The organism is Ectopseudomonas alcaliphila, from assembly GCF_900101755.1.
GTDB lineage: Bacteria > Pseudomonadota > Gammaproteobacteria > Pseudomonadales > Pseudomonadaceae > Aquipseudomonas > Aquipseudomonas alcaliphila.
On the sequence record NZ_FNAE01000001.1, the window covers coordinates 841,259 to 861,806 of the forward strand.

The 20,548-nt window shown below is 62.7% G+C and carries 22 protein-coding genes; 12 read left to right on the plus strand and 10 right to left on the minus strand.

Annotated elements, in window-relative coordinates:
* Positions 1-248 precede the first annotated feature (248 nt).
* From BLR77_RS04090 to BLR77_RS04125, 8 genes are all read right to left on the minus strand, one after another.
* Positions 249-1,373: a GNAT family N-acetyltransferase gene (locus tag BLR77_RS04090; RefSeq protein WP_074675585.1), complete on the minus strand. Its 1,125-nt coding sequence runs from the start codon at positions 1,371-1,373 to the stop codon at positions 249-251.
* 81 nt (positions 1,374-1,454) lie between these two features.
* Positions 1,455-2,708 (minus strand): OprO/OprP family phosphate-selective porin, encoded by a 1,254-nt coding sequence (locus BLR77_RS04095; RefSeq protein WP_074675586.1) that lies wholly within the window; start codon positions 2,706-2,708, stop codon positions 1,455-1,457.
* A gap of 158 nt (positions 2,709-2,866) precedes the next feature.
* Entirely contained in the window at positions 2,867-3,199 is a 333-nt protein-coding gene (locus tag BLR77_RS04100; protein WP_074675587.1) for a YnfA family protein, read from the minus strand.
* A 9-nt stretch (positions 3,200-3,208) separates the two neighbouring features.
* Complete coding sequence (locus BLR77_RS04105) at positions 3,209-3,637, minus strand: hypothetical protein (RefSeq protein WP_074675588.1); 429 nt, start codon at positions 3,635-3,637, stop codon at positions 3,209-3,211.
* Positions 3,638-3,711: 74 nt separating this feature from the next.
* Complete coding sequence (locus tag BLR77_RS04110) at positions 3,712-4,875, minus strand: MFS transporter (protein WP_074675589.1); 1,164 nt, start codon at positions 4,873-4,875, stop codon at positions 3,712-3,714.
* A gap of 100 nt (positions 4,876-4,975) precedes the next feature.
* Positions 4,976-5,788: an SDR family oxidoreductase gene (locus BLR77_RS04115; RefSeq protein WP_074675590.1), complete on the minus strand. Its 813-nt coding sequence runs from the start codon at positions 5,786-5,788 to the stop codon at positions 4,976-4,978.
* A 105-nt stretch (positions 5,789-5,893) separates the two neighbouring features.
* On the minus strand, positions 5,894-6,262 hold the full coding sequence (locus tag BLR77_RS04120) for a DUF2784 domain-containing protein (RefSeq protein ID WP_074675591.1): 369 nt from the start codon (positions 6,260-6,262) through the stop codon (positions 5,894-5,896).
* A 6-nt stretch (positions 6,263-6,268) separates the two neighbouring features.
* Positions 6,269-6,598 carry a DHCW motif cupin fold protein gene (locus tag BLR77_RS04125; RefSeq protein WP_074675592.1) on the minus strand — a complete coding sequence of 110 codons (330 nt, stop codon included), beginning with the start codon at positions 6,596-6,598 and terminating at the stop codon, positions 6,269-6,271.
* 192 nt (positions 6,599-6,790) lie between these two features.
* Between BLR77_RS04125 and BLR77_RS04130 the strand changes: the two genes are divergently transcribed.
* The 4 genes from BLR77_RS04130 to BLR77_RS04145 all read left to right on the plus strand — a co-directional run bounded on the left by BLR77_RS04130 (position 6,791) and on the right by BLR77_RS04145 (position 10,200).
* A complete protein-coding gene (locus BLR77_RS04130; RefSeq protein ID WP_021488318.1) occupies positions 6,791-7,015 on the plus strand; it encodes a DUF2061 domain-containing protein in 225 nt (74 codons plus the stop codon).
* 159 nt (positions 7,016-7,174) lie between these two features.
* Positions 7,175-8,473: a serine/threonine protein kinase gene (locus tag BLR77_RS04135; protein ID WP_074675593.1), complete on the plus strand. Its 1,299-nt coding sequence runs from the start codon at positions 7,175-7,177 to the stop codon at positions 8,471-8,473.
* Positions 8,466-9,236 carry an MlaA family lipoprotein gene (locus BLR77_RS04140; RefSeq protein WP_074675594.1) on the plus strand — a complete coding sequence of 257 codons (771 nt, stop codon included), beginning with the start codon at positions 8,466-8,468 and terminating at the stop codon, positions 9,234-9,236. Before BLR77_RS04135 ends, BLR77_RS04140 begins: the two co-directional genes overlap by 8 nt.
* A 109-nt stretch (positions 9,237-9,345) precedes the next feature.
* Positions 9,346-10,200 carry a pirin family protein gene (locus BLR77_RS04145; RefSeq protein WP_074675595.1) on the plus strand — a complete coding sequence of 285 codons (855 nt, stop codon included), beginning with the start codon at positions 9,346-9,348 and terminating at the stop codon, positions 10,198-10,200.
* A gap of 6 nt (positions 10,201-10,206) precedes the next feature.
* Here the strand turns inward: BLR77_RS04145 and BLR77_RS04150 are convergent, their stop codons facing one another.
* Positions 10,207-11,388, minus strand: coding sequence for a patatin-like phospholipase family protein (locus BLR77_RS04150; protein ID WP_074675596.1), 1,182 nt, complete (start codon positions 11,386-11,388; stop codon positions 10,207-10,209).
* Between the two features lie 35 nt (positions 11,389-11,423).
* On the minus strand, positions 11,424-12,356 hold the full coding sequence (locus BLR77_RS04155; RefSeq protein ID WP_074675597.1) for a lipid A biosynthesis lauroyl acyltransferase: 933 nt from the start codon (positions 12,354-12,356) through the stop codon (positions 11,424-11,426).
* 228 nt (positions 12,357-12,584) lie between these two features.
* Here BLR77_RS04155 and minC point away from each other — a divergent pair, with 228 nt between their 5' ends.
* The 8 genes from minC to BLR77_RS04195 all read left to right on the plus strand — a co-directional run bounded on the left by minC (position 12,585) and on the right by BLR77_RS04195 (position 20,214).
* A complete protein-coding gene (gene minC, locus BLR77_RS04160) occupies positions 12,585-13,313 on the plus strand; it encodes a septum site-determining protein MinC (RefSeq protein ID WP_074675598.1) in 729 nt (242 codons plus the stop codon).
* Positions 13,314-13,413: 100 nt separating this feature from the next.
* Positions 13,414-14,229 (plus strand): septum site-determining protein MinD, encoded by an 816-nt coding sequence (minD, locus tag BLR77_RS04165; RefSeq protein WP_074675599.1) that lies wholly within the window; start codon positions 13,414-13,416, stop codon positions 14,227-14,229.
* Positions 14,226-14,480, plus strand: coding sequence for a cell division topological specificity factor MinE (gene minE, locus BLR77_RS04170; RefSeq protein ID WP_003241592.1), 255 nt, complete (start codon positions 14,226-14,228; stop codon positions 14,478-14,480). Before minD ends, minE begins: the two co-directional genes overlap by 4 nt.
* Positions 14,481-14,622: 142 nt before the next feature.
* A complete protein-coding gene (locus BLR77_RS04175) occupies positions 14,623-15,258 on the plus strand; it encodes an RluA family pseudouridine synthase (RefSeq protein ID WP_074675600.1) in 636 nt (211 codons plus the stop codon).
* 305 nt (positions 15,259-15,563) lie between these two features.
* Positions 15,564-16,268, plus strand: coding sequence for an ABC transporter ATP-binding protein (locus tag BLR77_RS04180; protein ID WP_074676764.1), 705 nt, complete (start codon positions 15,564-15,566; stop codon positions 16,266-16,268).
* Positions 16,269-16,276: 8 nt separating this feature from the next.
* Positions 16,277-17,479, plus strand: coding sequence for an ABC transporter permease (locus BLR77_RS04185; RefSeq protein WP_083366042.1), 1,203 nt, complete (start codon positions 16,277-16,279; stop codon positions 17,477-17,479).
* Positions 17,472-18,959 carry a TolC family protein gene (locus tag BLR77_RS04190; RefSeq protein ID WP_074675602.1) on the plus strand — a complete coding sequence of 496 codons (1,488 nt, stop codon included), beginning with the start codon at positions 17,472-17,474 and terminating at the stop codon, positions 18,957-18,959. Before BLR77_RS04185 ends, BLR77_RS04190 begins: the two co-directional genes overlap by 8 nt.
* On the plus strand, positions 18,949-20,214 hold the full coding sequence (locus BLR77_RS04195) for an efflux RND transporter periplasmic adaptor subunit (RefSeq protein ID WP_074675603.1): 1,266 nt from the start codon (positions 18,949-18,951) through the stop codon (positions 20,212-20,214). Before BLR77_RS04190 ends, BLR77_RS04195 begins: the two co-directional genes overlap by 11 nt.
* Positions 20,215-20,548: the final 334 nt, after the last annotated feature.

The window sequence follows — 20,548 nt, forward strand, 5'->3', positions numbered from 1 at the left end:
TGCCCTGTAGAACTCCTAGTATCGGTCTAGCTCAGCAATCCTGGTCTGACCAATTTTGCTGCACGCAAGAGGAGCGAGGGGCGGAATGTAGAGGGTCCGACGCAAGGGCTTCTTGCAAAAACCTCTGGAGTTTTTGCAGAAATCTCCAGGCCGGGGAACTTCTGGCGAACGAGCGTTCGGTACCAGGTCTGCCCACACAGGGCTTGCGGGCGCCTAGGGCGGGACATTGCGGCCTGGGGATGGCGAGCCTACGCCTGCCGGTACGGCAGGTAGCTGCGCGCCTCTTCGGCATAGGCCAGTACGCCAGGGCGTTCCTGTTCGAGGAAGTCGGCAACCGCAGCATACAGGCCCGGGTGGCAGAGATAATGCCACGAGCGGGTGAGAACCGGCTCGAAACCGCGGATCAGTTTGTGCTCGCCCTGCGCCCCGGCATCGAAGCGTTGCAGACCTTCGGCGATGACCAACTCCATGCCCTGATAGAAGCAGGTTTCGAAATGCAGCCGGTCGAACTCGGCCAGGCAGCCCCAGTAGCGCCCATAGTAGGTATCGCCATCGACCAGGCTGAAGGCCATGGCCAGCGGACGACCGTGCTGCCGGGCGAACACCACACGAATCATCTCGGGCATGCGTTCGGCCAACAGGCTGAAGAAATCCCGCGTCAGATACGGCGCCTGACCGCGCACATGGTAGGTATTGGCGTAACAGTGGTAGACGAAGTCCCAGTCAGTTTCGCTCAGCTCATGGCCCAGACGCCTGTCGAACTCGATGCCCTGCCCCGCCACCTGCTCACGCTCCTTGCGCATCTGCTTGCGTTTGCGCGAACTGAGCGCATCGAAAAAATCCTGAAAATCCCGGTAACCCCGATTGTGCCAATGGAACTGGCAACCAAGGCGCTCCAGCCAACCCGGTCGTTGCACCACGACGGCATCGCAGGCCGGGCTGGTGAAGTTGATATGCAGGCTCGACAACTCTTCCGCGTCCAGCCCGGCTGTCAGCGCGTCGAGCAACTGCCCGGCCGCATGGGCATCGCCCAGCAAGCGCGCCCCGGTTACCGGAGAGAACGGTACGGCGCCCAGCAACTTGGGGTAGTAGCCGATACCGGCACGGCGACAGGCGTCAGCCCAGCCGTGATCAAACACGTACTCACCGTAGGAGTGCTGCTTCAGATAAGCCGGCAGCACGGCCTGCACCGTCCCGTGCTCATCGCACCAGAGCCGGTGCGAGGGCTGCCAGCCACTGCGGCCACCAACGCTGCCGCTGTCCTCCAGCGCACTGAGAAAGGCATGACGCAAGAACGGTTGTGGCTTTGGCAACAGGGCATCCCAGCTCGCGGCCGGTAATTGGGATAGCAGGGGTAAGGTGTGCAGAGACATGAGGCCAGTCTGGCGAAAACGACGGACGAAAAAAAGCCCCGCCAGTGGCGGGGCTCAATCAGGAGCAGAATCAGTGGTGCATTAGAACGCGTACTGCAGGCGCAGGCTTACGGCATCACCATCGTCGTCGTTAGCAGTGTTGACCACGTTGTCGGCAGAAGCCTTCAGGTAGTTGGCCGAAACCTTGATTGCTTCATTGGCGTACCAGTTCACACCAACGGTGTGGATCTTGGCTTTGGTATCGATGACGCTCGACTCTTCGGCCTTGATGTTGTCGTAACGGTAGAACACTTCCCAAGCGCCAAATTGCTTGTCATTCGGCTTGATGCTGTCGAACTTGCCACCGTCGAGCTTGTAGCCGCGCGCCTCGCCGGTAAGGGTGTAGGCGAGTTGGACGTTGTAGCCGGTGGCTTCGCGGTCATCACGCGCAGAGCCAGACTTAGCGTCGATGTCACGACGCAGATATTCGCTCTGAATGGAGAACGGACCAGCTGCGAAAGCCGCTTCCAGGCCCCAGGCGCTATCACCGTCGAACTGACCAGCGACGGCCGGAGCGAAGTCAGGGCGGTTGCCGTTTACGCCGTCTTCAGTCGTACCACGTACGTTGAGGCGCGAACGGATGCGGCCATCGAAGTCTTCAGTATTGCGCTTGGCATAGTTGACGCCGAAGTGCAGGACGTTACCGGCTTCAGCCATGGGAGCAAACACACCACGCAGGTTGTAGGTGTTGTTGTTCTTGCCGTTTACGTCTTCATTACCCTTGGCACGGTTGAAGCCAGCCGAGCCGTAGAACATGTCGCCAGCGACGCCGCTGACCTGAACGCCCATACCATCCTGCTTGTCGTTCACCCAGTCGGCCAGGTCATAGACTGCAGAACGCTCGATGGCGGTAATCCACTTGGAGCTGGTGGCTTTTTCGAGGCCGAAGTCAGGATCGAAGCGGCCGATTTTCACGTTGACCGGCTTGAAACCGGTGTAGGTGATGGAGGCCTCGTCCCACTTGCTGCTGCCGCTCTCACCGAAGTCGACGTTGAAGGCGTATTTCCAGTCAGTGTAAGCAACACCGGAAATTTCCAGAATGGCGCGACGGAAGTAGGCTTCGTTGGCGGTTTTGCCGTTACGGGTATAGATGCCATCGAACTGATCGAAGTCAGCCTGCAGACGACCACCGATCTTGAAACCGAACTGTTTGTCGGTGGTGGAAGCTTCAAAACCGCCTTTGGTCTTGATCACGATATCGGCGCCGTCAGTGGTGACGGTACCGGCGAAAGCCTGGGCGGAAACGGCCAGGGCCAGGGCGCTGGCTACGAAACCGGCGAAGTGCTTACGGATCATCGAGAAATTCCCCTGTTGGACTTTTAGTGTTGAAAACACCCGAGCCACTGGCTCGTTCGTGCTGGGGGAATCTTGGCGAGGGGTTATTTCAGCTCAGTTGCCGATATATAAAGATTTGATGACAGCGGAACTTTTTACTTCTACTGCTTATAAGCAAGTCAAGAGGGATGAAGCCGCGGTCCGAGTAGGATGATCAAAGCACCCGCCAGACACAACGCAGCGCCCAACCAGTCGCTGAGCATGGGACGGGTCTTTTCGATCAGCGCCAGCCACAGCAGCGAAGCGACGATATACACACCGCCATAGGCGGCATAGGCGCGACCGGCGAAAGAGGCTTCTACGCGGGTCAGAATCAAGGCAAACAACGCCAGGCTGAGCAGCCCCGGAGCGATCCACCAGGCACTGCGATCGAGCCGCAACCACATCCAGAAGGCATAGCAACCGGCGATCTCGAACAGGGCCGCCAGAAGAAACCATAGGTAGTTGATCATTCTCGGCCCCTAACCGCGCAAGGCACCTTCCCGCTCCCAGGCGCAGCGCACACGTAACCCGCCTTCCTGCGGGCTGTGAAAGCCGCTATCGGACTCCCAGCGGAAGGTATGCATGCCATTGAGTTCGGTTTCCAGGTGCACCACCGCACTGGCCCAGTACAGGCGCTTGAGCAGCGCCTCGAAGGCCTCTATCCACAGGTTCCATTCGTACTCGATCGCGCCATAGCTGGCGCCGAAGTGGATCACCTGGGTCTGGTACAGGCCCGCACCGGGCAGGTCGCAGAAGGAGAACATTTCACGGCCAAGAAACGGCCAGAGCTCACCGGCCGGCAGTTCGGCCAGCACGCCACGATTGGTTTCACGGCGCAGACGACGCAACTCGGGGTCATCCGAGGGCCAGTCGCGGATACAGCCATAGACGATGGATTCGGACTCCACACCGGCACTCCTGAAAAAGCAGAACGCCTTCTAACACAGCGCGCCAGGGCAAGAAAGGAACTGGCGCGAATTCTTCAGCGAGGCTGGCGCCGACTACGCCCCAACAACCAGGCCACCAGTGTCATCACCAGTGCCAGCGCAGTGAGCACCGTGAACGGCAGACGGTAGCTGCCGGACAGATCACGTGCCAGTCCGGTGAGAATGGGCGTCAGGCAGCCCAGGCTGTAACCGGTGAACAGCATCATCGCCGTCCAGCGGCTGACGGCCAGTGGCGAGCCGGCTTCGTAAAGCGGCAGCACCAGCGACAAGGCGAAAGAGCCGCCCAGCGAGAAGCCTATGATCACCGCCCACAACTCCGGCACCAGGCGTGGCATGAAGGTAACCATCGCCAGGCAGCCGCAGGTTATCGCGCCGCAGGCCAGCAGCAGTGGATAGCGGGCGTTGTAACGCTGCGCCAGCCAGGGCAGCAGGAAGGAGCTGGGTAACCCCATCAGCATCGAGATGCTCAGCAGCGAGTTGCTACGCAGCAGGCTCAGTCCCGCTTCGTGATAGCGCGCCACCACCCAGGTCGCCAAGGCGTAGAACAACCCCGCCTGAATGGCGAAGAAACAGCTGATCAGCCAAGCGCGCGGCTGCCCCCAGGGCAGACCACCACCTTCCTGTTCGTCAACGGCGCTGACCTGATTGGGTAACCACAGCCAGAGCATCACTCCGAGCAGCGCAGGCGTAGCCCACACCGCCAGGCCCAGATGCCAGGCATCGCCGAACAGCGCCGTAGCCGGAGCCGTGAGCACCGCACCGCCAGCACCGCCGATAGCCATGCCCAGCGAATACCAGCCCACTACACGGCCCATCTGGCTGGCGAAGTGACGTTTGATGAAACCCGACAGCAAAGGCCCGGCAACCGCGATGGCGGCTCCCAAAGCGATTGCGCTGCCGATCAGCACCGCACTCTGGTGCGCGGCCAGACGCGCCAGCAGCGCCAGGCCGATCAGTCCCAGGCAAAGCACGATGGTACGTTCGAGGCCCCAGCGCATGGCCAGACGCGGTGCCAATGGCGCGAGCAGGCCCATGCACAACACCGGCAAGGCCGTGGTCAGACTGATGAAGCTACGACTCAGCGAGAGCTCCGCGGCGATGCGCTCGATCAGCGGCGCGAGGGAAGTGATGCCGGGGCGCAAATTGATCGCCGCCAGCACCAGGGCCACCAGCAGCAGGGCCCGAGGGACTGGTTTCACAGGTATTCCATGGTCATTACGGCAGGCAGGCCGGGGCGGCCACCCTACCCCTGCAGGCCTTGCCAGGCAAGCCTGCAGGCGCAAATAGCTGACCCTGTGGTCAGCTGACGGATTTGACCTTGCCGCGCATTTTCTCGGCCATGCTGGCCATCTCGTCGTACAGCGCCTGCGGGCTCTTCTGCTTCAGCGCCCAGGCCATACGGCCCATTTCGTGCGGCAGGATCATGAAACTGCCCTTGGCCATCTCATCGTGGATGTAATTGGCGATATCAGACGCGCTGATCGGTGAGCTTTCCAGCAACTTGCCGACCTGGGCCTTCATCGCCGGAGTCGGGCCACGGAAAGAGTCCAGCAGATTGGTCTGGAAGAAGGATGGGCAGACCACATGCACGCCGATTTCCAGCTGACGCAGCTCCACCAGCAGGCTTTCCGACAGCGCCACCACGCCCGCCTTGGCGACGTTGTAGTTGCTCATGCCCGGCCCCTGCATCAGCGCGGCCATGGAGGCGATGTTGACGATCTTGCCCTTGCTCTTTTCCAGCAGCGGCAGGAATGCCTTGCAGCCCTTGACCACGCCCATCAGGTTGATCGAGATCTGCCAGTCCCAGTCCTCCAGCGACAACTCGCTGAAGAAGCCACCGGAGGCGACACCGGCGTTGTTGACGATGATATCGATACCGCCGAACTGCTCCTCGCAGGCTTGCGCCAGGGCGGTCAGCTGGCTGTAGTCACGTACGTCGCAGCGACGGATGAAACCGTCGCCGCCGGCCTCGCGCACCAGCTTGAGGGTTTCTGCCAGACCAGCCTCGTTGACGTCGGCCAGCGCCAGACGCCAGCCCTCGTGCGCCCAACGCAGGGCAATTTCGCGCCCCAGGCCGGAGCCCGCGCCAGTGATCATCATGCGGTTTTGCATAGCAGCCCTGCCTTCAATGTTTGGTTGCAATGGCTGCCAGTGTAGCGAAGGCAATAAAGCTCCCGCGCCTTCATCAGGCTTATGAATAGGCAGGGCAAATCGCGATCAAGCCTTATTGCGCCAGCGCCAGATCAGCCAGGCGTAAACGGTCAGGTTGACCAGCACCACGATGGCACCCAACCAGATCTGGATCTGCGGTGTGAGCCCGGCCGGATAGATCAGTGGTATCAGGTAATGCTCGATGAAGCCGCCGTCATAGCCCGCCTGCCCGGCCATTCCGCGCAGCTGGTTTTCCCAGGGCGTCAGCGGGCAACCCAGATGCAGGCACTCCACCACGATGCCCCAGGCCACCGCAGGCAGGTGCAGCCAGATCAAGCGCGGCCAGCGCAGCAGCAACAGCCCGCCCAGCAGAACGAACAGGATGAAGCCAAGGTGGATCACCACCAGGGCATCGGCAGCCAGCCGCCAAGCCATCGCGGCTCAGTCCACCACGAACAGGCGCGCACCGGACGCTGTCGAGGAACGATGGGCCTCAGCACCATCAGCCACCTGATAGCTCATACCGGGCTTGAGCACGAATACCCGGCCATCCTCCAGCTCGGTGGTCAACTCCCCCTCCAGGCACAACAGCACATGCCCTTTCTGACACCAGTGGTCAGCCAGATACCCCGGCGAATACTCGACCACACGCACACGCAGCGCACCGAACTGGCAAGTACGCCAACGTGCCACGCCCCGCTCGCCCGGATGTTCGGTCACTGGTATCGCCGCCCAGTCCGTCACGCCAAAAGGAATATCACTGATCTGCATAGCCCGACTCCATCGAAACAGAGCGCCACCTTAACGCAGCCACCGCGGGGCCGAAATAAATAGACAGAGACTCTCTAAAAATAAAAATCAATTGACCACCACTATCAAGACCATGCAAAGGCCACATTTCCCGAGGCTGACGAACAGGGCTAGCCTTCCAGCATGACGAAATGATTCTCAACGAGGTGCATCATGCTCAAGACCCTGACCTTCACCATCATGCACTTCTGCATCGCCTTCGCCGTCACCTACGCGCTGACCGGCAGCGTGGCGGCCAGTAGCTTGGTGGCCGCGATCGAACCGCTGTGCAACTCCGTGGGCTTCTACTTCCACGAGAAGGTCTGGCAACGTTTCGAGCGCCGTCGTCAGCCGTCGGCAGAGCGTCCCAAGCATGCCTGGCTGCACCATCACGCCTGACTGACAAAGCCTGCAATCAGCCCAACGTAAACAACTCGCACTCCAGCTACTCAAGTTTCCCTGCGATAAGGCAGGATAGTCTGGCACTTTGCCCAGCTTGCTGCTGTCATAAGCCAGCTGTTCAATCCAGACGCGCTCTTATTCAAAGGGACTTAGCCCATGCCCAGCCTTGCCCGACTCGCCGCCTTGCTCGGTGGCCTGGCCTTCTGTGTCTCAGCGATGGCCGCCGATGTGGATGCGGAAAGCTACGGCTATCCACTGGCCAACCCGTTCGAAGCGACCATCGCCACCACACCGCCCGAGCTGCGCCCGACGCTGCCGGCCGATGGCGATATCAGTCAGCGCGACTACTCGGTACGCCTGCGCCCGGACCGCGAGTTCGAGCTGCTGGACAACTTCTGGCCGGTGACCAGACTGCACTACCGCCTGGCCCAGCAGAAAGGCCGTGCACCGCTGATCTTCATCATCGCCGGCACCGGGGCCCATTACGCCAGCGGCACCACCGAGTACCTGAAGAAGCTGTTCTACGGAGCCGGCTTCCACGTCGTGCAGCTATCATCGCCGACCAGCTACGACTTCATGGCCGCCGCCTCGCGTTCTGCCACGCCGGGCTACAGCCCGGATGATGCCGACGACCTGTACCGCGTGATGCAGGCCGTACGCGCCCAGCACCCGAAGCTGGAGGTCAGCGAGTTCCTGCTGACCGGTTATAGCCTCGGCGCGCTGCATGCCGCCTTCGTCAGCCAGATCGATGAAACCCGCCGCGCCTTCGATTTCAAACGCGTGCTGCTGCTCAACCCGCCGGTCAACCTCTACACCTCTATCACCAACCTGGACAAGCTGGTGCAGACCAAGGTCCAGGGCATCGACAACAGCACCAACTTCTATGACCTGGTGCTGAGCAAGCTGACCCGTTACTTCAATGACAAGGGCTATCTGGATATCAACGAGGCCATGCTCTACGACTTCCAGCAGTCCACGGAGCGACTCTCCGACGAACAGATGGCCATGCTGATCGGCACCTCGTTTCGCTTCTCGTCTGCCGATATCGTGTTTACCTCGGACCTGCTCAATCGTCGTGGCCTGATTACCCCGCGCGACTACCGCATCACCGAGAGCACCAGCCTCACGCCGTTCTTCCAGATGGCCCTGCGCTGCGACTTCGATTGCTATATCGCCGAGCAACTGATGCCCATGTGGCGCGCTCGTCACGATGGCGGCAGCCTCAACCAGTTGGTCGACAAGAGCAGCATGTATGCACTGGAGGAGTACCTCAGAGGCAGCGACAAGGTCTCGGTGATGCACAACGCCGATGACCTGATCCTCGGCCAGGGCGATATCGGTTTTCTGCGCCGCACCTTTGGCGACCGCCTGACCCTGTACCCGCGCGGCGGGCACTGCGGCAACCTCAACTATCGCGTCAACGCCGACGCCATGCTGGAGTTCTTCCGTGGTTAAGCACAGCACTCTCATCATCGCCCTGCTGCTGGCCAGCGGGCAGGCACTGGCCGAAGGCCAGGTCGATGCCGACGGTTTCACCAACCCGCTGCAGAACCTGCAGTTCAACCCGGGCCTGGATCAGCAGGAGTTCGAACGCGCCTCCAGCGATGCCCTGCAGGTCTATGACCCGCTGGAGTCATGGAACCGCCGCGTTTACCACTTCAACTACCGTTTCGATCAGTGGGTGTTTTTGCCCGTGGTCGACGGCTACCGCTACGTCACCCCGAACCTGGTGCAAACCGGCGTACACAACTTCTTCAACAACCTCGGCGAAATTCCCACACTGGCCAATAGCGTGCTGCAGCTCAAGGGCAAACGAGCGATGAACAGCACTGCGCGCTTGCTGTTCAACACCATCCTCGGTGTCGGCGGGATCTGGGATCCGGCGACGAAAATGGGCCTGCCCAGACTGAGCGAGGACTTCGGTCAGACGCTGGGCTACTACGGTGTGCCTGCCGGCCCTTACCTGATGCTGCCACTGCTCGGGCCGTCGAACCTGCGCGACACCGGCGGCCTGGTGGCGGACTACAGCCTGGAGAGCGCGGTCAACTACCTCGACGTGGCCGACGCCAGCCGCAGCAATCCCGGCATCACCGCCCTGCGTATCGTCGACACCCGCGCCAATACCGGCTTCCGCTATGGCCAACTGAACTCGCCGTTCGAGTACGAAAAGATCCGCTACTTCTATCACGAGTCGCGCAAGCTGAAGATCGCCGACTGACCCAGGGCCATACATCGAATTAATCGATGTATGGCCCGAAAATTTTCCACCCAAATATCGATTCGATGCGAATAGCATGGCGTCATTCCTACCTTTCAAGGAGCCCGCCATGACTTCGCAACGCCGCGTTATCAGCATCCAGCCTGGCCAGCCCGCCTCAGACGGCGCCGGTGTGCGCCTCAACCGCGTGATCGGCGGGCCTGGCCTGGAGCGCTTCGACCCGTTCCTGATGCTCGATGAGTTCTCCTCCGACAACCCCGACGACTACATCGCCGGCTTCCCGCCGCACCCGCATCGCGGTTTCGAGACCATCACCTACATGCTCGAAGGGCGCATGCGCCACGAGGATCACCTGGGCAACGTTGGCCTGCTCGGCAGCGGCGGTGTGCAATGGATGACGGCTGCGCGCGGCATCATCCACAGCGAGATGCCCGAGCAGGAGTCGGGCGCCATGCGCGGCTTCCAGCTCTGGCTCAACCTGCCGGCCAAGGACAAGCTGGGTGAAGCGGGCTATCGCGACATTCCCGCCACGCAAATTCCACGCATCAGCACGGCGTCCGGCGCCGAGGTGGTGGTGATCGCCGGCGAATTCGACGATGGCCAGATCCGCCAGGCCGGCGCCGTGCAGCGCCCACACACCCAGCCACAGCTGTTCGACCTGCACCTGCCGGCGGGCAGCAAGGTGGCACCGCGTCTGGCCGATGGTCAGCGGGTCATGCTGTACGTCTACGAAGGCCTGCTCGAGCTGACCGAAGCCAGCGCACAGCCGGTCAGTGCCGGGCGCCTGGTGCGGCTATCCGACGAAGGCGAGTTGCACCTGGCCAGCACCCATGGCGCGCGCGTGCTGCTGATTGCCGGCACACCATTGAACGAGCCCATCGTCCAGTACGGACCGTTCGTGATGAACAGCCGCGAGGAAATCGAGCAGGCCCTGCGCGATTTTCATGATGGCGTGCTGGCCTGACATACATCAGGCGGAATGGGCGACCTCGGCCAACCCAAGAAAACGGCAGAGGTCGGCCTTGCGCGTCATTGCATCCTGATACCCCAGTTCGATCAGTTCGCTGCAATAGCCGGGTTCGAACAGCAGGTAGCTGAGCACACCCGCCCCACCCGCCTTGGTCGCGCCCGGACCACGCAGGAACAGGCGCAGCGCCTTGGGCAGCTCGCGCTGATGGCGGGCGGCAATCTGATCCAGCGGCTGACTCGGGGCAATCACCAGCACGTCCACCGGGTTCAACCCCAACCCACGCGGACGCCGTTCCGGCGGCACCAGTGCGCTCATCTGATTGAGCCGTTCGAGCAGTTCGATATCGGTTTCCAGATTATCGATGAAGGTGCTGTTGAGCATGTGTCCGCCGATCTGCGCCAGGCTCGGCGGTCGGGTGCTGATCACGCGCGGCAACGCGGCATCGGGTTCAAGCTGGGCATTGCCGCTGACACCGATCACCAGCACGCGGCTGGCCCCGAGATGCAATGCCGGGCTGATCGGCGCCGCCTGGCGCACTGCGCCGTCGCCGAAATACTCGCGGTTGATCTTCACCGGCGGAAAGATCAGCGGGATCGACGCGCTGGCTAGCAAATGGTCGAGCTGCAGACGCGTCGGTACACCGACGCGACGATGACGGAACCAGGGATCGATGGTGGCGCGGCCCTGATAGAACGTCATCGCCTGGCCGCTTTCGTAACCGAAGGCAGTCACCGCAACGGCGCGCAGCTGCCGGTGGCGCACCGCCGCAGCGATGCCGGAAAAATCCAGCTCGCGCTCCAGCAGCTCACGCAGTGGCGAGCTGTCGAGCAAGGCCACCGGAGCATCGCGCCCCAAACCGAGCAGGCTGTGCCCAACGAAGCGCGCCGCCTGACACAGCACGCCGGGCCAGTCGCTGCGGTACACCATATGGGTGTGAAAGCCCTGCCAGACCGACGTCAGGCGCCGCACCGCCTCGCCGAACTGCAGCGCACCACAGGCCAGGCCAACGGCGTTGATCGCCCCGGCCGAAGTACCGACTATCACCGGAAAGGGATTGTGCGAAGCATCCGGCAGAAGATCGGCGATGGCCGCCAACACCCCGACCTGATAGGCCGCCCGCGCCCCACCGCCGGAGAGAATCAGCCCGGTGACGGGCTCATGGGGGTGGGCAGCTGCTGTCATCGGCCAATCCTGATTTTCTGTTGAGTATAGGTGCGCTACTTGCGCTTTCCGTACAGCTTCGCTTCGCCCTCGGGGCGCGTCTTGAAACGCCGATGCGCCCACAGATACTGCTCGGGGCAAGCACTGACCACCTGCTCGATCCACTGGTTGATACGCAGGCAATCGGCCTCTTCGCTTTCACCCGGGAACCCTTCGAGCGGCGGATGGATCACCAGACGATAACCGCTGCCGTCAGCCAGGCGCTGCTGGGTGAAGGGCACCACGCGCGCCTTGCCCAGGCGGGCGAACTTGGTGGTGGCGGTAACCGTTGCGGCCTGAATGCCGAACAGCGGCACGAAGATGCTCTGCTTGCGGCCGTAATCCTGATCCGGCGCGTACCAGATGGCGCGGCCGGCACGCAGCACCTTGAGCATCGCGCGAATGTCCTCGCGCTCGATGGCGCTGGCGTCGAGATTGTGGCGCTCACGGCCACGACGCTGGATGAAGTCGAACAATGGGTTGTCGTGCTCGCGGTACATGCCGTCGATGGTGTGCAGCTGACCAAGCAGCGCCGCGCCGATCTCCAGGGTGGTGAAGTGCACCGCCATGAGGATCACGCCCTGCCCTTCGGCTTGTGCCCGCTGCAAGTGCTCGAGGCCTTCGACGTGCGCCAGGCGCGCCAGCCGCGCCTTGGGCCACCACCAGCTCATGGCCATCTCGAAGAAGGCGATGCCGGTAGAGGCGAAGTTTTCCTTGAGCAGACGCTTGCGCTCGGCCGCGCTCTTGCCGGGGAAGCACAGTTCCAGGTTGCGGGCGGCGATCTGCCGGCGCGAGCTTGCCGTGCGGTACATCAGCCAGCCCAGCGCCCGTCCCAGCTTCAGCTGCAGAGCATAAGGCAGCTGCACCACCAGCCACAGCAGCGCAAAACCCAGCCACAGCGGCCAGAAGCGCGGATGAAGAAAATAGGCGCGAAAGCGGGGGCGATCCATGAGGCGGTTCCGATCACTTACAAAGCCGCGCATTCTAACGCAGTTTTTCCGCCCGACTGGCTGGCATCCATGCCGGGAAGCGAGGTCAAGACAGCGAATCGACAGCCAGTACCTGCGCCTCATATGGTCTCGCATCTGCCTCGCTGACGCGCGCAGCTTGCGGCATGCGGGCTATGTCGTTATAAGTCCGGGCATCTTTCGACTCGCCAGAAGGCCCATCGCACCACCATGAGCCAAGCCGACCTCCTCGCCCAAGACCCCGTATTCCAGCTCAAGGGCAGCATGCTCGCCATCACCGTGATGGAACTGGCGCACAACGACCTCGAACGCCTCGACGCGCAACTGACGGAAAAGGTCGCCCAGGCCCCGGCCTTCTTCAGCAACACGCCGCTGGTGCTGGCGCTGGACAAACTGCCGGAAGGCGAAGGCGAGCTGGATCTGGCCGAGCTGATGGCCGTCTGCCGCCGCCATGGCCTGCGCACACTGGCCATCCGTGCCTCGCGGGAAAGCGACGTCGCCGCCGCCGAAGCCATGGACCTGCCGGTGTTGCCGCCCTCCGGCGCGCGCGAGCGGCCCCTCGATCCGGCGCCGAAGAAAGCGGAAGAAAAACCGGCCGAACCCGAGCACAAACCCAGCCGTATCGTCACCAGCCCGGTACGCGGCGGCCAGCAGATCTATGCCCAGGGTGGCGATCTGATCGTGCTGGCGCCGGTCAGCGCCGGGGCGGAACTTCTCGCCGATGGCAATATCCATGTTTACGCGCCCATGCGTGGTCGCGCCCTGGCGGGTATCAAGGGCAACACCAAGGCACGAATTTTCTGTCAGCAAATGGGCGCCGAAATGTTGTCGATCGCCGGCCATTACAAGGTCGCCGAAGACCTGCGCCGCGACCCGCTCTGGGGCGATGCGGTGCACGTCAGCCTGTCGGGAGACGTGTTGAACATCACCCGCCTTTAACGGATACTGCGGCCACTTTTTACGGACACAAAAAGGGCATCTGGAAGCCTATAAGGGCCTCAGATTCCCGCGTTATTTTCATTTTTTGGGGTGAATCACCTTGGCCAAGATCCTCGTAGTCACTTCCGGCAAAGGTGGCGTCGGTAAAACCACCACCAGCGCTGCCATCGGTACCGGCCTCGCCCTGCGCGGGCACAAGACCGTCATCGTCGACTTCGACGTCGGCCTGCGTAACCTCGACCTGATCATGGGCTGCGAACGCCGCGTGGTGTACGACTTCGTCAACGTGGTCAACGGCGAAGCAACCCTGACCCAGGCACTGATCAAGGACAAGCGCCTCGAGAACCTCTACGTGCTGGCCGCCAGCCAGACCCGTGACAAGGACGCGCTGACCCAGGAAGGCGTCGAGAAGGTCATCAATGAGCTGTCGCAGAATTTCGAATACGTGGTCTGCGACTCGCCGGCCGGCATCGAGAAAGGTGCTCACCTGGCGATGTATTTCGCCGACGAGGCCATCGTCGTGACCAACCCGGAAGTGTCCTCGGTACGCGACTCCGACCGTATGCTCGGCCTGCTGGCGAGCAAATCGCGCCGCGCCGAGAAAGGCGAAGAGCCGATCAAGGAACACCTGCTGCTCACCCGTTACAACCCCGAGCGCGTCACCAAGGGCGAGATGCTGGGCGTCGAAGACGTCGAGGAAATCCTCGCCATCCGCCTGCTCGGCGTGATCCCCGAATCCCAGGCCGTGCTCAAGGCATCCAATCAGGGTATCCCGGTCATCCTCGATGACCAGAGCGATGCCGGTCAGGCCTACAGCGACGCAGTCGATCGCCTGCTTGGCAAGGAAGTCGCGCACCGCTTCCTGGATGTGAAGAAGCAGGGCTTCCTGCAGCGCCTGTTTGGAGGTCGAGAATGAATATTTTTGACTTCTTGCGTTCGCGCAAGAAGGAAACCACCGCATCCATCGCCAAAGAGCGCCTGCAGATCATCGTTGCCCACGAACGTGGCCAACGTAGCCAGCCGGACTACCTGCCTGCCCTGCAGCAGGAGCTGGTGGAAGTGATCCGCAAGTACGTCAATATCGAATCGGATCAGGTGCAGGTCGCACTGGAAAACCAGGGCAGCTGTTCGATCCTGGAGCTGAACATCACTCTGCCGGATCGTTGATCGAGACCGGTTACGCTCACGGCGGCTTCGGCCGCCGTGTTCGTTTGTAGCAACGCGCACCTGTAGGAGCGGATTCATCCGCGAAGCTTCTACAGGCCAACAGCATCGCGGATGAATCCGCTCCTACACCAGCCCAGACACCATGCCGCTAAGCCAGATCGAAATTCTCCACCAGGACGCCGCCCTGCTGGTGATCAACAAGCCCACCCTGCTGCTGTCGGTGCCCGGCCGCGCCGATGACAACAAGGACTGCCTGGTCACCCGCCTGCAGGAGAACGGCTACCCCGAGGCGCGCATCGTTCATCGGCTGGACTGGGAAACCTCCGGCATCATCGTCCTGGCCCGCGACGCCGACAGCCACCGCGAGCTGTCACGCCAGTTCCATGACCGCGAAACCGAGAAGGCCTACACCGCCCTGTGCTGGGGCCAGCCGCAGGCCGACAGCGGCAGCATCGACCTGCCACTGCGTTACGACCCACCAACCAAGCCACGCCACGTCGTCGATCACGAACTGGGCAAGCACGCCCTGACTCACTGGCGCATCGTCGAGCGCTGTGGCGACTGGTGCCGGGTCGAGCTCACGCCCATCACCGGGCGCTCACACCAGCTGCGCGTGCACATGCTGTCCATCGGTCATCCGCTGCTGGGCGACCGCCTCTACGCCCATGATCAAGCCCTGGCCGCCCACGAGCGCCTGTGTCTGCACGCCAGCATGCTCGCCCTCACCCACCCGCAAACGGGTGAACGCATGCGTTTCGAGTGCCCCGCTCCGTTCTGATCCTTCGCCTGTACCGAGGGCAGCCAGATGCCCTCATCCATCTCCTATTTCGGCACACTCAGCCGCTCTACACAGAAGGTGTGAGCATCGGTAACACTGCCTGAGCGAACCAGAAGAAAGTTGGCTTTACAGACAAGCCAGCGCTGCCAATCCTGCTATCGGGCATGGCCCTATTACGGCCGCTTTCAGAGGGACGACTGCCCTTTGATTTCCCGGAACAGAGCCATATGGCTTCGGCTCCGGGAAGTGCCTGACAAGGCGATGCTCAGTGGTTCATCGACATGGACGCAGGCAGTGGCATCGGGATGCTCGAAAACAATAACGAAGAACAGCTCATCCAGTTGCAGCACATCGGCAAGCACTACCGGCTTGCCGACAAGACGCTGCACATCCTCGACGACGTCTGTCTGCGGATCGCGCACGGAGAAAGCTGCGCCATCCTCGGCAGCTCCGGCTCGGGCAAGAGCACCCTGCTCAACGTGCTCGGTCTGCTAGATCTGCCCGATACCGGCAACTACCGCCTCAATGGCATCGACGTCGCCCAGGCCAGCCCGGACCAGCTGGCCGCCCTGCGTAACCAGCTGATAGGTTTCGTCTTCCAGAGTTTCAATCTGCTTCCCCGCCTCAGCGCACTGGACAACGTCGCCTTGCCCCTGACCTATCGCGGCATCGCGCCTGGCCAGGCGCGTGAGCAGGCGCACGCCATGCTCGCCAGGGTCGGCCTTGGCGAACGCAGCGAGCATCGCCCCGCCAGCCTGTCCGGTGGGCAGCGCCAGCGCGTCGCCATCGCCCGTGCGCTGGTCGGCAAGCCTGCTCTGATTCTCGCCGACGAACCGACTGGCAACCTCGATGCCAGCACAGCCCAGGAGATCATGGCGTTGCTGATCGAGCTCAACCGCGAGCAAAGCGTCACGCTGATCGTGGTCACCCATGACCCTCTGATCGCCAGCCAGCTGGCGCGCCGGGTCGAGGTGCACCAGGGGCTGCTGCGCGAGGCCGGCGCAGCATGAGCCTGGCCATGCCCTCCAGCACCGGGCCTAGCGCCGCGCAGATACTGGTCGAGGCGCTGAACAGCCTGCGCCTGCTCGGTCGGCGCTCCTTGCTGGCCCTGCTGGGCATCGTCATGGGTAGCTGCTCGGTGGTGGCCCTGCTCAACATCGGTGGCAATGCCGCAGCGCAATCGATAGCCATCTTCCGCAACCTGGGCAGCGATACCCTGGTGCTGCAGCTGCCACCACAACCCACCGGGCGCGACGGCCTGCCCCTGCGTCTGAGCGTGGAGGCGCTGGGTCAGCAAACCCCGGCCGTCGCCAACCTGTCCCCGGTGATGACTTATGGCGCACCGGCGATCTTCCACGGACGGGTTGGCAACGCCAATATCATCGGTGCCGACCCGGAACTGTTCGAGGCCGCGCGCCTGGAGATCGCCAGCGGCCGGTCGCTGTCGGGGTTCGACCGCAAGGAAGCCTATGCGGTCATCGGCGCCTCGCTGGCACAGACCCTGAGCCTGCCGGACGATCCGCTGCAACCTGGTGATCAGCTACGCCTGCAGTCCTATCAATTCAAGGTCATCGGTATCCTGCAGGAAGGACCTCCCGGCATGCTCCTGCCGTTCAATGCCAACGAAACACTGTTCATCCCCCTGGAGGGCATGACGCGCATCAATCCCTTGCCACAGATCAGTCACGTGGTGGCCCGCGCCAACAGCGCCGAGGACGTCATCCAGGCCGGCGAGCAACTGCACCAGGCACTCGCCCAGCGCATCGCGGGGGATGCTCCGCTTAACCTGATCTTCGCCCAGCAGATCCTCGAAGGCATGCAGCAACAGACCCGAACCTTCACCTACCTGCTGGCAGCGCTCGGCGTAGTCTCGCTGATAGGTGGCGGCGTGGGAGTGATGAACGTGATGCTGATGAACGTCAGCGAACGCCGCCGCGAGATCGGCGTGCGCCTGGCCCTCGGCGCACGGCGCAGAGACATCCGCAACCTGTTCCTGGTCGAGGCCGTGGCCTTGACCAGCGTTGGCGCGCTACTGGGCGCCGTCCTCGGCGTGGCGGGAGGCTGGGGCTATGCGCAACTGTCTGGCTGGGCATTCTTTCTGGCCCCCGGCGCGCTGCCCCTGGGCATCTGCAGTACTGTCCTGGTCGGCCTGTTCTTCGGTATGCATCCGGCCATCGCCGCCTCACGCCTGCAACCGGTAGAGGCGCTGCGCGATGAATAGGCGACTGGCGCTCGGCGCAATCCTCATCGTCACCCTCAGCGCCCCAGCACAGGCATGGCGGGAAGAACCCTTGCGCCCGTCGGCACCCAGCATGCCCAACCCGGCGCCAGCTGAACTGCTCAGCGAACAGATGGCCGACCTGTCGCTGGTCGACGCCGTGTTTCTCGGGCTGCGCAACAACCGCTCGATCAAGAGCGCCTATCTCTGGCGCATCGCCGACAAGTTCGACCTGCGGGTATCGGAGGATGCGTTCAATCCCAAACTGCACCTCTCCAACAGCTACCGAGCCTCGCGGGGGCATGCCGATAGCCAGCGTGCGGGTCAGCTCGGCGCCACAGCGACCTTGCTGGGAGAATACGGCACCGTGGTCAGCCTCGGCTGGAGCAAGTACCACACGCAAGCCAACCAGGCAGGCTGGCGCCGCAACGACGGCGTCGACTTCAGCATCATCCAGCCGCTGCTGCGTGGTGGCGGGCGCGACGTCACCACCGCGCCACTGCAACTCGCGCAACTGACCGAAGAAGCCAACCGGCTCGGCCTCAAGGCCGGCATTTCGCAGACCGTCGCGGCGATCATTTTCGCGTACCGCGAGCTGCTGCGCGCCCAGGAGCAACTGGACATCGCCAGGGCTGCCCTGAAGCGTTCGCAGGAGCTGCTGAGCGTCAACCAGGCGATGATCGAGGCCGGGCGGATGGCGGAGTTCGAGGTGGTGCAGACCGAAGCCAGCCTGGCCAGCCAGGAGCTTGGCGTCGAGGAAGCGGCCAATCTGGTCGACAGCAGCCGCCTGGAGCTGCTGCGCCTGCTCGCGCTGGATCTCTCCTCGCCCGTGCGGGCAACCGACGCCTTGCATGCTGAAGCGATCGAGATCGACCCCGGCCAGGCCATCAGCCTGGCCGAGCGACAGCAGCCCGACTTTCTGCGCCAGTTGATCATGCGCCAGCAGGCGGACATCAACCTGCTGGTCGCCAAGAATCAGAGCCTCTGGGATCTGTCGCTCGAAGTCGGCGCCAATCAGGCCAGAGATCGTTACGGCTCGACGTATGGCAGTGGCGCAGATCGCAGCTGGGACAGCTATGCCGGCATCCGGCTCGACATCCCCATCGGCGATCTGAGCAGGCGCCAGGGGGAAGTACACGCCCGGATCAACGTCGAAGATCAGGAACTGCAGCTGGCCGATGCCAGGCAGGCACTGATACGCAACGTCAAGGATGTCATACGGGATGTAAGCACCCGCTGGCGGCAGTACGAAATCGCCCAGCGTGGCGTGGAACTGTCCAAGCGCAAGCTGGCGATCGAACGGGACAAGCTGGCCGCAGGGCGCTCCAGCAACTTTCAGGTGCTGAGCTTCGAAAGCGATCTGCAGAACGCCGAGAACGCTCGTCTCAACACCGTGATCGCCTACCTCAACGCGCAGACGCAGCTGGACCTGACCCTGGGCATGACACTGGAAAGCTGGGACATCATTCTCAATGACCACTAAGCGCAAACACTGGCGCAGAGCGCGCCTGATGATCACCGGACTGGCACTGCTGGCGGGCATCGCAGCGCTGTCGTTGCAGATGCAGCCACGCGCCACTGCCGAACCGCCATCCGCGCAGTGGCTGGCCGTGCAGCCGAGCAACCTGGAACACCGCATCGGGCTGGTCGGCCGCATCGAGCCAGAGCGCACCATCAGCATCAGCGCCCCGTTTGGCGGCAACATCGCCAACAACCTCGTCGAACCCGGGCAACGGGTGGTCAAGGGCGAGCGTTTGCTCAGCATGGATGCCAGCGAGCTGGAGGTGCAGGTACGTGACGCCCTCTCCACGCTGCTCAAGGCCCGTCGCACGGTGCGCGAATTTCAGGACTGGGAGGCGGGCCAAGATGTAAGCCGGGCACGGCGCGCCTTGCGCAGTGTGCAGATGAGCCTGGACGGCAACGAACAGAAACTCAAGGACACGCGCTCGCTGCATGAACGAGGCATAGTTGCCCGCAACGAACTGGAAGAGCTCGAAAGACAAACGCAGCTGCAACGCATGGACCTGCATGCTGCGGAGGCGGAGCTGCAAGCCGTGCTCGAACGCGGCCGCGGCGAGTACCGGCAGATTGCCGAGATGGAGCTGGCCAATGCCGAGGTCAAGCACGCGGCCCTGAGCCGGCAGTTGGCCTCAGGAGAGATCCTCGCGCCGTTCTCCGGCATAGTCGTGCAAGCCCCCGGCATAAGCGCCGAAGAAGCAGCCAAAGGCCCGGTGCAGACAGGTAGCCGAGTCAGCCAGGGCCAACCGCTGTTCGGTCTCGCCAGCATCGAGGGGCTGCGCGTCATTGCCCGAGTCGCCGAACTGGACGTCAATCAGTTGAAAGAAGGCCAGCCGGTCGACGTTACCGGCGACGGCTTCGATGGCCAGCACCTGCAAGGCAAGGTCATGGTGGTGGGCGGCCAGGCTCTCGGCGGTAGCGTTCCCGGCGGCAGCTCCCAGTTCGAGGTCGTGGTGAGCATCCCGGAACTGGATGAAGCACAGATACGCCAGGTCAGGCTGGGCATGAGCGCCAAGCTGAGCATCCTCACCTATCACAACCCCGAAGCGCTCGTGGTGCCCAGCGCCGCCATGCGTCGCGCCGGGGAAAAGTGGCTGCTCGAGTACCGCAGCACACCCCAGCATCCCGTCAGCATGGTCGAAGTCGAGGCCGGTCGCTCGATGCCCGAGGGGCTGGAAGTCTTCGGGCTCGAGCCCGGTTACGTACGAGTCCCCAACTGATCACACCGACCCCATCCGTTGGTATGGATCGGCGACAGGCGGTGTGTACCTTCTTCACGGTTACTCACAGTTGATCGATCGGTCAGCAGCCCAACCCATCCTTGGCTGGGGTTTTCTTTCGTCACAGAGGATTACCTTAGAGACAAACAACGAGCCCGCCGATTGCACCGCACGGTTTGCATATCGCTCAACTCGAACTGTCCTGCCAACAACATGACGGGGAGCTTGAACCAGATGGAACTGCTCGCTACGCAACTCTTCATCCGCTCCCGTTTCCTGCCTGGACGACATTTCGTCACGCCTCGGCAGGGTGCTGTATCCCACTCTATTTCTT